This window comes from Streptomyces nigrescens (genome assembly GCF_027626975.1).
GTDB lineage: Bacteria > Actinomycetota > Actinomycetes > Streptomycetales > Streptomycetaceae > Streptomyces > Streptomyces nigrescens.
In genome coordinates this window covers 4057763-4072036 of sequence record NZ_CP114203.1, presented here as the reverse complement: position 1 = coordinate 4072036, position 14274 = coordinate 4057763, and the positions used below count along the sequence as shown (strand labels likewise).

General features: G+C 71.9%; 14 protein-coding genes. 9 read left to right on the top strand and 5 right to left on the bottom strand.

Annotated elements, in window-relative coordinates:
* Window positions 1-65 precede the first annotated feature (65 nt).
* Entirely contained in the window at window positions 66-485 is a 420-nt protein-coding gene (locus STRNI_RS18130; RefSeq protein ID WP_266447703.1) for an NUDIX hydrolase, read from the top strand.
* A 30-nt stretch (window positions 486-515) separates the two neighbouring features.
* On the opposite strand, the gene STRNI_RS18125 is transcribed toward STRNI_RS18130, so the two are convergent.
* Window positions 516-725 (bottom strand): hypothetical protein, encoded by a 210-nt coding sequence (locus STRNI_RS18125; RefSeq protein WP_159486816.1) that lies wholly within the window; start codon window positions 723-725, stop codon window positions 516-518.
* 194 nt (window positions 726-919) lie between these two features.
* On the opposite strand from STRNI_RS18125, the gene STRNI_RS18120 reads away from it, so the two are divergent.
* Entirely contained in the window at window positions 920-2260 is a 1341-nt protein-coding gene (locus STRNI_RS18120; protein WP_159486815.1) for an NsdA family TPR-like regulatory protein, read from the top strand.
* 75 nt (window positions 2261-2335) lie between these two features.
* Here STRNI_RS18120 and STRNI_RS18115 read toward each other — a convergent pair whose 3' ends face one another.
* On the bottom strand, window positions 2336-3343 hold the full coding sequence (locus tag STRNI_RS18115; protein ID WP_277411592.1) for an aldo/keto reductase: 1008 nt from the start codon (window positions 3341-3343) through the stop codon (window positions 2336-2338).
* 197 nt (window positions 3344-3540) lie between these two features.
* On the opposite strand from STRNI_RS18115, the gene STRNI_RS18110 reads away from it, so the two are divergent.
* A complete protein-coding gene (locus STRNI_RS18110) occupies window positions 3541-4404 on the top strand; it encodes a helix-turn-helix transcriptional regulator (RefSeq protein WP_159486813.1) in 864 nt (287 codons plus the stop codon).
* Window positions 4405-4517: 113 nt separating this feature from the next.
* On the opposite strand, the gene STRNI_RS18105 is transcribed toward STRNI_RS18110, so the two are convergent.
* Window positions 4518-5354: a class I SAM-dependent methyltransferase gene (locus tag STRNI_RS18105; protein ID WP_277411591.1), complete on the bottom strand. Its 837-nt coding sequence runs from the start codon at window positions 5352-5354 to the stop codon at window positions 4518-4520.
* 177 nt (window positions 5355-5531) lie between these two features.
* On the opposite strand from STRNI_RS18105, the gene mshA reads away from it, so the two are divergent.
* Together mshA and STRNI_RS18095 are read left to right on the top strand one after the other, a co-directional pair.
* A complete protein-coding gene (gene mshA, locus STRNI_RS18100; RefSeq protein WP_026169653.1) occupies window positions 5532-6902 on the top strand; it encodes a D-inositol-3-phosphate glycosyltransferase in 1371 nt (456 codons plus the stop codon).
* Window positions 6895-7449 (top strand): type III secretion system chaperone family protein, encoded by a 555-nt coding sequence (locus STRNI_RS18095; protein ID WP_277411590.1) that lies wholly within the window; start codon window positions 6895-6897, stop codon window positions 7447-7449. Before mshA ends, STRNI_RS18095 begins: the two co-directional genes overlap by 8 nt.
* A gap of 124 nt (window positions 7450-7573) precedes the next feature.
* Here the strand turns inward: STRNI_RS18095 and STRNI_RS18090 are convergent, their stop codons facing one another.
* The gene (locus tag STRNI_RS18090; RefSeq protein ID WP_277411589.1) at window positions 7574-8968 is read right to left on the bottom strand and encodes an MDR family MFS transporter; all 1395 of its coding nucleotides are present in this window, start codon (window positions 8966-8968) and stop codon (window positions 7574-7576) included.
* 270 nt (window positions 8969-9238) lie between these two features.
* Here STRNI_RS18090 and STRNI_RS18085 point away from each other — a divergent pair, with 270 nt between their 5' ends.
* The 3 genes from STRNI_RS18085 (at window position 9239) to STRNI_RS18075 (ending at window position 11387) form a co-directional block, all read left to right on the top strand.
* Entirely contained in the window at window positions 9239-10000 is a 762-nt protein-coding gene (locus STRNI_RS18085) for a phosphoglyceromutase (protein ID WP_018089773.1), read from the top strand.
* Window positions 10001-10226: 226 nt separating this feature from the next.
* Window positions 10227-10922, top strand: a complete 696-nt coding sequence (locus STRNI_RS18080) for a DUF4232 domain-containing protein (protein ID WP_274737518.1) — start codon at window positions 10227-10229, stop codon at window positions 10920-10922.
* Between the two features lie 216 nt (window positions 10923-11138).
* Window positions 11139-11387 (top strand): SCO4226 family nickel-binding protein, encoded by a 249-nt coding sequence (locus STRNI_RS18075; RefSeq protein WP_018089771.1) that lies wholly within the window; start codon window positions 11139-11141, stop codon window positions 11385-11387.
* 405 nt (window positions 11388-11792) lie between these two features.
* Here the strand turns inward: STRNI_RS18075 and phoU are convergent, their stop codons facing one another.
* Window positions 11793-12470: a phosphate signaling complex protein PhoU gene (phoU, locus tag STRNI_RS18070; protein WP_018089770.1), complete on the bottom strand. Its 678-nt coding sequence runs from the start codon at window positions 12468-12470 to the stop codon at window positions 11793-11795.
* Window positions 12471-13005: 535 nt separating this feature from the next.
* Here phoU and phoR point away from each other — a divergent pair.
* Window positions 13006-14274: a two-component system sensor histidine kinase PhoR gene (gene phoR, locus STRNI_RS18065; RefSeq protein ID WP_018089769.1), complete on the top strand. Its 1269-nt coding sequence runs from the start codon at window positions 13006-13008 to the stop codon at window positions 14272-14274.

Below are 14274 nucleotides of genomic sequence, written 5' to 3'. Positions count from 1 at the left end.
CGCGCGGACGGGGCGCGGCCGGGCTGAGAGAGTGACCCCATGACCACACGGAAAGGGGTGCCGAGGTGACGTCCCCGCAGAGGCCGGTACGGGCCGCGGGCTGCGTTCTGTGGCGCCGCGCCACGACCGAGGACGGGCTGGAGATCGCCCTCGTCCACCGCCCGAAGTACGACGACTGGTCGCACCCCAAAGGCAAGCTGAAGCGCGGCGAGGACGCGCTGGCCGGAGCGGTGCGCGAGGTCGCGGAGGAAACCGGCATGGACTGCCGCCCCGGCGCCCCCCTGCCCACCTCCTACTACAACGCCAACGGCCGCCCCAAAACCGTCCGTTACTGGGCCGCCGAAGCACTCGGCGGCGCCTTCACCCCCAACACCGAGGTCGACCGCCTGGAATGGCTCTCCCCCACGGAGGCCCGCCACCGCCTCACCCAGGAACGCGACCGGCCTCTGGTGGATGCGTTGCTGGCGGCGTTGCATTTGGCGTGAGGCCACCGGGCGCCGTGCCGGGCCGGGCATTCACCGGTATGTCGCCTCCTGCGCGGTCTTCCGCAGGGCAATCGCCCGCTCCAACTGGATCGCGTACAGCTCCATCTGCCCCGGGGTCATGACGAGGACGGAGGGTTCCGTCCCGCCGTCGCGGTAGTGGATGGTCACCGGCAGCGCAGCCTGCTGTGCGCGGGCGTCGTAGCTGAGGTCCCGCTGATCGATGGTGACGTGTGAGCTCACGGTGTGTCTCCTCGATGGGGTCGAGTGGGAACCCCGTCGCCCCTGCCCGGGGGCGGGTGCGAACGGGGCCGTCAAGCAGCCGGCGGAGGAAACCTCCCGACGGCTGGTATTCACTCAACTCCCTTACCGCGCACTGGGTAAGGGAGCAGAGTGGAGAGACGGTTGAACTGGTTGAACGCTCGGGGGTCCATGAGATGGCACCACGATCAAGAACGCCGAACCTCGCGCTCGCCGGCCTCATGCGGGAGGGCGGAATCGGAAACGCGCAGCTCGCGCGGGCAGTGAACCGGGCGGCCGCAGAACTCGGGGTGACGCTGCACTACGACAAATCGTCGGTGTCCCACTGGCTGAAGGGCTCCGTGCCGAAGAAGGAGGCGCGCGACGCGGTCGCCGAGGCGCTCTCACGACTTCTGAAGCGCCCCGTGAGCCCGGTCGACGCCGGACTCGGTGCCGGCACCGACCCGGACGAACCGGCGGACATCGCGGCGGGAGTGATGGATTTGGGCAGGGCCGACATGGACCCCTCCCGGCGCGCGGTACTCGGCGCCGGACTGTACTCGGCAGCGCTGGTCGTACCGGGCTTCGATGCCGTCGCCGGGAGGGCCGAAGCGACGCCCGCCGGCCGTACGGTGCGGATCGGCATGGGCGACATCGAGACCGTCCGGAAGATGACGGAGAACATCGCGGACATCCTCGATGATCTCGGCGGAGCGCACGCCCGGCCGATGGCCGCCGCCTTCCTCGTCAACACCGTCGGCCCCTACCTGAAGGCCGACGGCACGGAGGAAGCCCGGAAAGCGATGCGGTCGGCCGCCGCCGATCTGGTCTACCTCACGGGCTGGATGGCCATGTACGAACGGGAACACCGCATCGGACAGCGGTACTACGTCAAGGCACTCAAGCTCGCCGGCGCCGCCGAGGACCACCTCACCTACTGCCGCACCCTGCGAGGCATGGCGTTGCAGGCCTCCCACCTCGGCCACGGCGCGAAATCCCTCGAACTGGCCGACTCCGCCGCCGAAGCCGCACCCGTCGCGGGCCCTCGCCTGACCGCGTTCCTCCGGGGGCAACAGGCGCACGGCGCCGCGATGGTGCAGGACCGCCGCCAGGCATTCACCCGGCTACGGGAGACCGAAGAGGCCCTGTCGCAGGCGGATGGCCGTAACGACCACATCGGCGGCTACGACCGTGCCGCCTACGAGTTCCACGTCGCGCACGTGCTGTGGGAACTGGGCGACCGCTCGGAGTCGGTCCGGGCGCTACGCCGTTCGAACCGCTTCCGGCCGTCGGCGGAGCGCCAAGGACGCCTGCACACCAACGGACTTCTGGCCAGGCGCCTCCTTGCCATGCGCCATGTGGAGGAGTCGTGCGAGGCATGGGACCGCTTCCTGGACGACTACACCGGAACCTCCGGAGCCCGCGGCGACGAGCACTTCGCCACCCTGCGGGACGGACTGCGCCCGTATCGTCAGCTTCCCGCCGTGCGCCAACTGTCCGAACGGGCACAGGAGGTGGCGCGGCTCAAGGCCGCGTAGGCCCCGGCATTTGCCGCGGTACAACTCCACATCACAGAAATCACTCTCATTGGCGCACTACCCTCCGGGAGCAGGTCACCGCCTCCGCAACGAAGCATCCGTGATCGCCGGCGGCAGGTAGTAGGCGTCGGCCCGGTTGAGGTCGGTGCCCGGGGGCACGATGGTGTCGATGCGGTCCAGGATGTCCGCGCTGAGGGTGACCTCGGAGCCGTCCAGCATGCTGTCGAGCTGGTCAAGGGTGCGCGGGCCGATGATCACGGACGTCACGGCGGGGTGGGAGCGGACGAAGGCGGTCGCCAGGTGGGGCAGGGGCAGGCCGGCCTCCGCGGCGACCTTGGACAGGGCGCGGACCGCCTCGGCCTTCCGGGCGTTCTCGGGGATCGAGAGGTCGAACTTCTGGGTCTCCAGGCCGGCCCGTGAACTGGCCGAGAGATCGCGGCCGGACAGCCAGCCGGCGCTGAGCGGGCCCCAGGTCAGTACGCCCATGCCGTAGCGCTGGGCGGTCGGCAGCACCGCGTTCTCCACCCCGCGCGCCAGCATCGAGTACGGCGGCTGCTCGGTGCGGAAGCGGAGGTGACCGCGGCGCTCGGCGGTCCACTGCGCCTCGACGATCTGCTCGGCGGGGAAGGTCGAGGAGCCGATCGCCCGCACCTTTCCGGCGCGTACCAGGTCGGAGAGGGCGGAGAGCGTCTCGTCGATATCGGTCGTCGGGTCGGGGCGGTGCATCTGGTAGAGGTCGATGTAGTCGGTGCCCAGACGGCGCAGGCTGTCCTCCACCGCCCGCACGATCCAACGCCGTGAACTGCCACTGTGGTTGGCGTCCGGGCCCATGGAGCTGACGGCCTTCGTGGCCAGTACGACGTCCTCGCGGCGTCCCTTGAGAGCCTTGCCGACGATCTCCTCGGACTCGCCCGCGGCGTACACGTCCGCGGTGTCCACGAAGTTGATACCGGCGTCCAGCGCGCGGTGCACGATCCGTACGCAGTCGTCATGATCGGTGTTGCCCCAGGCGCCGAGCATCATCGCGCCGAGCGCGTACTCGCTGACCGAGATGCCGGTACCGCCGAGGATTCTGCGCTGCATGAGGTGCTCCTTCTGCGAGGTGTCGAGGTCTCGGGGTCGTCCCGCACGGCGTCCCCGGGGGCGTGCCGGAGCGGACTCCGGGGCGCCCCGGAGGCGTCCGGGCACCACCTTGCTGTCCGTACGGGGAGCGGACCAGGCCCGTCGCATCCTGGGCCGGCGGGAACCACCCAACCGGCCGTGCGTCGCATACTGGACCGATGCTGTACGCGGAAATCGAGATCAGCTCGTTCCTCAAGGCGCGCCGCGCGGCGCTCGACCCGGCCGACCTCGGCCTGCCCGGCGGGGTGAACCGGCGCCGGGTGCGCGGACTGCGGCGCGAGGAGGTCGCCCAGCTCGCCGGCATCAGCGTCGACTACTACACCCGGATCGAGCAGGGCCGGGCGCCCGCCATCTCCGACTCCGTCCTGGACGCCATCGCGCGGGCGCTGCGGCTGTCCGGCGGCGAGGTGACGTATCTGCGCAATATCGCCGTGCCCCGGCGCCCGGGAGCGGACTGCGCCGCCGGTGCCGCGCCCGGACGGACCGTACGCCCCGAGATCCGGCAGGTCCTGGACGCGATGGGGGCCACCGTCCCGGCCATGGTGGTCGGCCGCGGACTGGACATCCTGGCCTGGAACACGCTGGGCGCCCGGATCGCCTTCGACCTGGAGGCGCTCGCCCCGGACCGGCGCAACACCGCACTGCTGGTCTTCCTCGACCCGGCGGCGCGCGCCCTGCACCCGGACTGGGAGGCGAAGGCCGAGGAGGTGGTCGGCAATCTGCGCGCCGACAGCGGCCGGCACCCCGACGACCCGCGGATCTGCGAGGTGGTCAATGAACTCCTCGCCCACAGCCCGGACTTCCGGCGGATCTGGGAGACGCAGTCGGTGCACGAGTGTCTGCGCGGCACCAAGCGGATCCTGCATCCGCGCGTGGGCGAGCTCGATGTGACCTTCGAGAGCTTCCGGCTGAGCACCGATCCGGACCAGGCGCTGGTGACGTACACGGCCCCGCGCGGCTCGGAGACGGAGCGGCGCATCCGGGAGCTGGGGGCGCTGACGGACCCGGTGCTGACCGCGTAAGGCGACGGACCCGGTGCTGACCGCGTAAGGCGTGGCCGACGCGTAGGGCGTGGCCGACGCGTAGGGCGTGGCCGACGCGTAGGGCGTGTCCGTGAAGTCCCACGACGGCGCGCTCAGCTCCTGGGGGCCAGTGCCTCCCACCGCACGGTGACCTCTCCCTGGCGGCGGCGCCGCGGGTCGCCGGTCAGCGGCCAGTCGGTGGCGAGCGCCGCCACGGCGGCCCGCCAGCGCTGGCGGGCGCCCAGCGCGCCCAGCGGGGCGGCGGTGGCCCAGGCGCGGTCGAAGTCCCGGAGGAAGGCATGCACCGGTTCGCCCGGCACATTGCGGTGGATCAGTGCCTTCGGGAGGCGTTCTGCCAGGTCGGAGGGTGTGTGGAGGGCGCTGAGGCGGGCGGCGAAGGTGACCGTGCGCGGCCCCTCGGGCCCCAGCGTCACCCAGACGTGCCGCCGCCCGATCTCGTCGCAGGTGCCCTCGACCAGCAGCCCGCCGGGCGCCAGCCGGGCGCACAGCCGCCGCCACACGGCGGCCACCTCGTCCTCGTCGTATTGCCGCAGCACATTCGCGGCCCGGATGAGGATGGGCGCCCGCGTCCGCTGACCCGGCAGCGGCACCTCGAAGCCGCCGTGGACGAAGTCCAGCCCCGGCTGCTCATAGGCCCGCGCGGCCGCGACCCGCGCCGGGTCGATCTCGATGCCGACGACCCGGGCGTCCGGCCGGACCGTACGCAGCCGGCCCAGCAGTTCCACCGCGGTCCAGGGCGCGGCGCCGTAGCCGAGGTCGACCGCGACGGGGTCGGCGGCGCGGCGCAGCACGGCGCCGTGTTCCGCGGCGATCCAGCGGTCCATACGGCGCAGCCGGTTGGGGTTGGTGGTCCCGCGGGTGGCGTTTCCGACGGGTCGGGACGGTGCGGTGGCCGGGGCGGCGGCAAGGGCGGAGGGGCGGCGGGCCATGCCATCGAGAGTATGGGGTGGCCGCGGGTACGCCGCCCCAGAGGTCCCGCCGGACCCCGCTTGGTCACGCTTTGGCAAAGTACGCGGAGCGCGTGCCGGACGGAAATGGATCGCCGGGGTCCGTTGTTGGACGGGTTCGGAGGCGCGCCGCCCGCCCCGCCTAGGAGGTAGTTCGACGTGAGCCAATACGTGTCCCGGCTCCGCAGTCGTTCCCATGGCCAGTTCCCGGGCCAGGCCCGGCTGCGGCTGCCCGGCAGCGCGCGCCGCCCGCGCCGGGTGGCGATGCTCAGCGTCCACACCTCCCCGCTGCACCAGCCCGGCACCGGCGACGCCGGCGGCATGAACGTCTACATCGTCGAGCTGGCCAAGAAGCTCGCCTCGATCAACATCGAGGTGGAGATCTTCACCCGCGCCACCACCGGCACCCTCCCGCCCGCCGTCGAGCTCGCCCCCGGCGTTCTCGTACGGCATGTGGACGCCGGTCCGTACGAGGGCCTGGCGAAGGAGGAGCTGCCCGCCCAGCTGTGTGCCTTCACCCATGGCGTGATGCAGGCCTGGGCCGGCCACCGCCCCGGCTACTACGACCTGGTGCACTCCCACTACTGGCTCTCCGGCCATGTCGGCTGGCTGGCCGGAGAGCGCTGGGGCGTCCCGCTGGTGCACGCCATGCACACCATGGCGAAGGTCAAGAATGCCGCGCTGGCCGTAGGTGACACCCCCGAGCCGGCCGCCCGGGTGATCGGCGAGACCCAGATCGTCCGGGCCGCGGACCGGCTGATAGCCAACACCGCCGAGGAGGCGGACGAGCTCGTACGGCATTACGAGGCCGAGCGCGGCAAGGTCGCCGTCGTGCACCCCGGCGTCAACCTCGACCGCTTCCGGCCCACCGGCGGTGAGGTCGCCGAGAGCCGGGCCGCCGCCCGCGCCCGCCTCGGCCTGCCGCAGGACGCGGTCATTCCGCTCTTCGCCGGCCGCATACAGCCGCTGAAGGCGCCCGACATCCTGCTGCGTGCGGCCGCCGCCCTGCTGGCCGAGGACCCCTCGCTGCGCTCCCGGCTGGTGGTGCCCGTGGTCGGCGGGCCCAGCGGCAGCGGGCTGGCCAAGCCCGAGGGCCTGCAGAAGCTGGCCGCCCGGCTCGGTATCGCGGATCTGGTGCAGTTCCGCCCGCCGGTCGGCCAGGAACAGCTCGCCGACTGGTACCGCGCCGCATCCGTGCTGGTCATGCCCTCGTACAGCGAATCCTTCGGTCTGGTCGCCATCGAGGCCCAAGCCTGTGGCACGCCTGTCATCGCGGCCGCGGTCGGCGGTCTGCCGGTGGCGGTGCGCGACGGCGTCAGCGGTTTCCTCGTCGCCGGCCATGACCCGGCCGACTACGCCCGCGCACTCGCCCGCTTCGTCGCGGACCCGGCCCTGCCCGCCCGGATGGGCACCGACGCCGCCCGCCACGCCCAGTCCTTCGGCTGGGACACCGCCGCCGCGGCGACCGGCGACGTCTACACCGACGCCATGCAGGAGCACCGCCGTCACCTACGATCGCTCCATGGGTGACACGGGCGAGGAGCACGGTGTGAGCGAGACGGGCAAGGGGACGGCCGTGGCCGCCGGTGCGACCGCGCAGACCGTGATCGAGCAGACGCTGAAGGACGCCGGCCTCGAATGGGAAACCCCCTCCGACGGCACCTACGTCATCAAGCTCCCCGGCACCCGCAAGCTCTCCACGACCTGCTCGCTCATCGTCGGCAGGCACTCCCTCTCCATCAACGCCTTCGTCGTCCGCCACCCCGACGAGAACCACGAGGCCGTGCACCGCTGGCTCCTCGAACGCAACACCCGCCTCTACGGCGTCAGTTACGCGATCGACAAGCTCGGCGACATCTACCTCGTGGGCAAGCTCCCGCTGGCCGCCGTCACCCCCGACGAACTCGACCGCATCCTCGGCACGGTCCTGGAGAACGCCGACGGCAGCTTCAACACCCTGCTGGAGATGGGCTTCGCCACGGCGATCCGCAAGGAGTACGCCTGGCGGGTGTCCCGCGGTGAGTCCACCCGCAACCTCGACGCCTTCGCGCATCTGACCCAGCGGCCTTCCGTCTAGCCGTACGACGGGCGGGGTCCAGCCGTACGACGGGCGGGCCGGCGGTGCGGTCAGGGCCGGGCCGGGCGGGGGAGCGGAGCGAATTCCGCGACCACACCAGGGCCCGGGCGCCTCGACTGCCCCGTCACGCCACCGGCTCCGACGGCTCCTGCGCGGCCGTGGCCGAGGCCGCTTGCCCCTTGGCCGTGGCCGACTGCACCGGTGCCGTGGCCGACTGCCCCGCTGCCGTGACCGCCTGACTCCCGGCCACCGCCCCAGCCCCCGCGCCCGTCTGCGCCGGCAGACCCCGGAGCAGGAGCCCATATCCCAGCGCGGCCAGCGTGCCGATAGCCGCGCAGCCCGCCCACAGGGCATCGGCGCCGTAGTGGTCGATCACCAGACCGCCCAGCAGAGGGGCCGTCAGGGAGGCGACGGACCACGACAGGGAGTACATGCCCTGATAGCGGCCGCGGCCGTGCAGCGGAGACAGGCGCACCACCAGGCCCATCTGGGTGGGGGAGTTGATGATCTCGCCGAGGGTCCAGACGGTGACGGCGACCGCGTACATGGCGACCGAGCCGGCCAGCGCGGTCAGCCCGAAGCCGTAGCCGGCGAGCAGGGCGGAGCCGATGAGGAGCATGGCCGGGCTGCGGTGTTCGATGAAGCGCGTCACCGGGATCTGCAGCAGCACGACGAGGACGCCGTTGACCGCGATGACCATGCCGAAGTCGGTGCTGGAGAAGCCGTCCTGACCCATCGACACGGGCATCGAGACATAGGCCTGCTGGAAGAGCAGGGCGAGCAGCAGGTTGAGGCCGACGACGGTCATGAACCGGCCGTCGCGCAGGACGGTCAGCATGGAGACCGGTGCGGGGGCCGGGCCGCCGTCGGCGTCGTCCGGCCCGCCCGGTGTGCCCGGGGTGGGGCGTGATTCCGGGAGCTTCCAGAAGACGACCAGCGCACAGGCCAGGACGAGCGCGGCCTCGCCCAGGAAGAGGGTCAAGTAGCCGTGCTCGGCGATGAGTCCGGCGGCGGTGGAGGAGATGGCGAAGCCGAGGTTGATCGCCCAGTAGTTGAGGGAGAAGGCGCGGACGCGGTCCTCGGGGGCGACGATGTCCGCCATCATCGCCTGGACGGCGGGGCGGGAGGCGTTGGTCGCCAGGCCGACCAGGCCCGCCACCGCCGCGATGGCGACCGGGTCCGTCATGAAGCCGAGCAGCGCCACGGACGCCGCCGTCGACAGCTGTGCGATCAGCATCGTGGGCCGGCGGCCGAGACGGTCGGCCATGACCCCGGCGCCCACGGACGAGATCACTCCGCCCAGGCCGTAGAGCGCGGCCACCAGGCCCGCGTACGAGGCCGAATAGCCACGCTCGACGGTCAGATAGAGGGCGAGGAAGGTCGCGACGAAGGCGCCCAGCCGGTTGATCAGGGTGCTGGTCCACAGCCACCAGAACTGCCGGGGGAGGCCGGAGACGCTCTCCACGACGGCTTGCCGGAGACCGGCCCGCCTGGTGGGCCCGGATGTGGATGCGGACATGACATTTCCCCCGTCGAATGGTCAGGCGGTGCGTGGCAGGGAGGCGGGCAGTCAGGGAGGCGGGCGGTGCGGCCGTGCCCCGGGCGCCGTAAGGGTGGGCGACGGGACGCGGAAGAGGTGCGTGTGTAAGTGGCGCGGGCGACTGTCGCACCCTACTGAGGGACCGGCTCCGGTCGCCACTCAATTGACGGGAAGCGTCAAACGCCGTCGGGAAGCCCACGTCCTGGACCGGCGCAGGGCCGGTTCCGGATGTCGATTACGCTCGACGCCATGGCCGACGCACCGTACAAGCTGATCCTCCTCCGCCACGGCGAGAGCGAGTGGAACGCGAAGAACCTGTTCACCGGCTGGGTGGACGTCAATCTCAACGAGAAGGGCGAGAAGGAGGCAGTCCGCGGCGGAGAGCTGCTCAAGGACGCCGGCCTGCTCCCCGACGTAGTGCACACCTCCCTCCAGAAGCGCGCCATCCGCACCGCGCAGCTGGCCCTGGAGTCCGCCGACCGGCACTGGATCCCCGTCCACCGCAGCTGGCGGCTGAACGAGCGCCACTACGGTGCGCTGCAGGGCAAGGACAAGGCGCAGACGCTGGCCGAGTTCGGCGAGGAGCAGTTCATGCTCTGGCGCCGCTCGTACGACACCCCGCCGCCCGCGCTCGACCGTGACGCCGAGTACTCCCAGTTCTCCGACCCGCGCTACGCCGGCCTCCCGCCGGAGCTGCGCCCGCAGACGGAGTGCCTCAAGGACGTCGTCGTCCGCATGCTCCCGTACTGGTTCGACGGCATCGTCCCGGACCTCCGCGCCGGAAAGACGGTCCTGGTCGCTGCGCACGGCAACAGCCTGCGCGCCCTGGTCAAGCACCTCGACGGCATCTCCGACGAGGACATCGCCGGCCTGAACATCCCCACCGGCATCCCGCTCGCCTACGAGCTGGACGCCGACTTCCGCCCGGTCAAGCCCGGCGGCACCTACCTCGACCCGGAGGCCGCCAAGGCCGCCATCGAGGCCGTGAAGAACCAGGGCAAGAAGAAGTAAGCCCGACGCTTCCGAGCCCCCTGCCTGCGGATTTTCCGGCGGGCGGGGGGCTCGGTGCTGCACTGGGCTCCAGGCCGCCCGCGGCTCGGCCTCACCCGTTCGCGCGGTTCGTTTGCGGGACGTGAGTGAGGCGTTTCCGGAACGTCAGCGGCCCCGGGAAAGGTGGTGTCCACACCGCGGGAACGGCCGAAGAAATTCCCGCACGAAACACAGGGGGACCCCGATCATGCGTACTTCCCGGATTCGTACCGCCACCCTGGCCGCCGTCACCGCCGCACTGGCGCTGGGTCTGACCGCTTGCGGCGGCGCCGACGGCGGCTCGAAGGCGGCGGGCGGCGACAGTGGTGCCGCCGCTATCGCGCAGAGCCCGTCCGCGTCCAACGGGGACGGCAAGGGCGGCACGCAGGCCAACAGCGGCGGTGACGCCAAGGAGGGCGCGGCTTCGACGACCGCGTCGGGCGGGACGGGCGAGGCCGGGAGCAAGGGCACGACGGCCGGCGCCCAGCAGTGCCGCGGCGACGAGATGCTGCTCACCGCGGTGCACCGGTTCGCCGGGCAGCAGGGCGACCACCTGCTGGTCACCGCGTCGAACAAGGGCACCAAGCCCTGCTGGGTCACCTCGTACCCGGCCGTGAAGCTCGGCGACGTCGACGGCACCGCACTGCCGCACTCGAAGAAGGACAACGCGGGCGGCGGCAAGCAGATCACGCTCCAGCCCGGCGGCAAGGCATACAGCGCGGTGAACCTCTTCGACTACGGCTCGAAGAACCACACGGCGCAGTCGTTCTCCCTCGCGCTGCGCGGCGCGGACGGTCACGACGGCCCCTTCTACTCCGTCGACATCAAGGGCGAGAAGCCGCAGTTCACCTGGAACGAGGCCGACGTGCTGAACTGGAACACCAAGAAGCCGTACGACATCTGACCGCCCGTGGGCCGGTGACCGGGTTCAGGGCGGCGGCCGGGGAGCCGGCCCCGGGGAGTTCGGCTGCAAGAGTCGCATCCGGCCGGGCCGGGTGCGGCCGCGCACCGGGAGCGGAGCTGTGCGGGCGAAGCCCGCGGCCTCCGGGGGCAGCATGGAGGGAGGGGCGCAGGGGAGCGCCGGGGGCACTGATCGTCTGCAACCGGAAGGATGAGCCCGATGCCCAAGTTCATGGACATCCATCACGGTATGAAGGGCCTCACGGCCGACCAGCTCAACGAGGCACACCGGGCCGACCTCGCCATTCAGGGCGAGGAAGGCGTGACCTTCGAGCACGCCTGGGCCGACACCGAGTCCGGTGATGTGTTCTGTCTGTCGGAAGCGCCGTCGGCGGGAGCGGTGCAGCGCATCCACGAGCGCGCCGGCCACAAGGCGGACGAGATCCATCCGCTGTCGCTCATCGTGTGACCCGGCCCGGCGGCGGCCCGTAAGGGGAGACCCGCAGCTCAGGAATACGGCGGCGGCCCCGCCCGGAAGAAGTCCGGTCGGGGCCGCCGTGGCGCTGTGCCGTCGAGGTCGCTAGCAGCCGCCGCCGCACTGGCACGGTCCGCCCGACTGGCAGCCGCAGCTGCAGCCGGGGCCGCAGCCACAGGCGCCGAGCAGGGGGAGCCGCGGGCGCTCGACAGCCGTCGGGGCGTCGTGAGCCGCGGTGTTCGGGGAGTCCGCCATGGGTGCCATGCATTGCCTCCTAGGGGTCACCTGCCGCCCATTGCAAGCCCGGGTGACGAGGCGCGTCAACGGCGCGTGGAAGCACACGTCAACGGCGCACGGTGGCTCATGGGGCGGACTCGTTCCCTCCGCCCGCCGCTGTCGCTATGCGCCCTCGACCGCCGTCGGCGGGGCGATCTCGTCGGCGTGCTCGCCGGTCACCAGGTAGACGACCCGCTTGGCGACGGAGACCGCGTGGTCCGCGAAGCGCTCGTAGTAGCGGCCCAGCAGGGTCACGTCCACGGCCGTCTCGATGCCGTGCTTCCAGCGGTCGTCCATCAGGTGCTGGAAGAGCGTGCGGTGCATGGTGTCCATCGCGTCGTCGTCCTGCTCCAGCTGCAGCGCGAGGTCGACGTCCTTGGTGATGATGACCTCGGCGGCCTTGGCCATCAGGCGCTGCGCCAGCTGCCCCATCTCCAGGATGGTGGCGTGCAGGTCCTGCGGAACGGCCGTCTCCGGGAAGCGCAGCCGGGCCAGCTTGGCCACGTGCTGGGCCAGGTCGCCGGAGCGCTCCAGGTCGGCGCTCATCCGCAGCGAGGTGACGACGATCCGCAGGTCGGTGGCGACCGGCTGCTGCCGCGCCAGCAGGGCGATCGCCCGGGCCTCCAGGTCGCGCTGGAGGTCGTCGACCTTCTCGTCGGCGGCGATGACGTTCTCGGCCAGCTTGAGGTCCGCGTCGAGTATCGCCGTGGTGGCGCGCCCGATCGCGGAGCCGACGAGCCGGGCCATCTCGACCAGGCCCTCGCCGATCGAATCCAGCTCCTCGTGGTACGCGTCCCGCATCTGTGACCTTCTCTCGCTTCGATGTGGTGGTGTGGCGTGGGTGGGGGAGGTGGAACGGGGTGCAGGGTGACCTGTGCCCACGCTCTCACGGCCGGTGCCCGCGCGGCCGTACCCCGGAGAGATGCTCCGCGGAGCCGGTACTCCGCGGTGCCGTGCTCCGGAGGCGCTCTCGCCCGCGGTCGCTCAGGGTGTCCGGTCGCGCCGGTGCGGAACCGATCCGGCACCCGCACCCTCACCCTGCGGGCAGCGCGCGACCTGCGGTGCCACCGGGGGTGAACCGGTGCCGACGTGAAGGTGAACTCTGGGCGACGCAATCGCCGCCCGGGGGCCGGCCGGGCGGTTCACCTGGCCCCGCCCCGGACCGGCGGCCCGCTCGCGCCGGTTTCCCTAGGGACATCCGGTGGGCGGCCGCACGCTTCGCACCGGCCTCCGGAGTGAACCCGCGCGGACGCCACGGTGAACTCTGGGCGACGGCTGTTCGAGCAGGGCCTCGCACGGCTGGGGAAGTGTCCGACCCGGCGCATAACCTGGAGTCATGAACGTGGATGCGGCCGTCGCCGCAGTGGCAGCGATCGCCGGGCTGTGCACCGGCGTCTTCGCCATGCTGGCGTTCCGCTGGAGCGAGCGCGACCAGGCCAAACCCACCCGCAGCTCGCTGCACACGGACGCCGTGCTGCCGCCCGGGGTCGACACCGTGCTCTCGGTGCTCCGCTCCTCCGCCGTGGTCCTCGACGAGGCCGACGCCGTCGTGAAGGCCAGCTCCGCCGCGTACGCCCTCGGGCTGGTCCGCGGCGGCAAGCTCGCCGTCGAGCCGATGATGCAGATGGCCCGCGACACCCGCAGGGACGGCGAGATACGCCAGGTCGAGCTGGATCTCCCGCGCCGCGGCACCGGCCGCGGCGACGCCCTCGCGGTCTCCGCCCGAGTCGCCCCGCTCGGCTCCCGGCTCGTCCTGCTGCTGGTCGAGGACCTCACGGAAGCCCGCCGCATAGAGGCGGTCCGCCGCGACTTCGTGGCCAACGTCAGCCATGAGCTCAAGACGCCCGTCGGCGCCCTGTCGCTGCTCTCCGAGGCCGTGATGGACGCCAGCGACGACCCCGAGGCCGTCGAGCGCTTCGCCGGCCGGATGCAGAACGAGGCCACCCGCCTGACCAACCTCGTCCAGGAGCTCATCGACCTCTCCCGGGTGCAGAACGACAACCCGCTGGAGGACGCCGAGCCGGTCCGGGTCGACGAGCTGGTCGCCGAGGCGGTGGACCGCTGCCGCCAGCAGGCCGGCGCGAAGCAGATCACCATGGCCGCCGGAGGCACCGCCGACCTGCATGTCTGGGGCAATCGCGGCCAGCTCGCCGCGGCCCTGGGCAATCTCGTCGAGAACGCCGTCAACTACTCCCCGGCGCGCACCCGCGTCGGGATCGCCGGACGCCATGTCTCCGCGCCCGGTGGCGACCTGATCGAGATCGCGGTGACCGACCAGGGCATCGGGATATCCGAGAAGGACCGGGACCGCGTCTTCGAGCGGTTCTACCGTGTCGACCCGGCGCGCTCGCGCGCCACCGGCGGGACCGGCCTCGGCCTCGCCATCGTCAAGCATGTGGCCGCCTCGCACGGCGGGGAGGTCACGGTGTGGAGCGCCGAGGGACAAGGCTCCACCTTCACCCTGCGTCTCCCGGAAGCCGGGTCCGTACGCGACCGCGAACGGCCCGCCGACCTCACCACGGAGGGCCTCGACGACGAGGACCGCCCGTACGAGACCTTCAACGATCCGCTCCCTGCTCACCCAGCCCCGGAGGTCCTTCCGTGA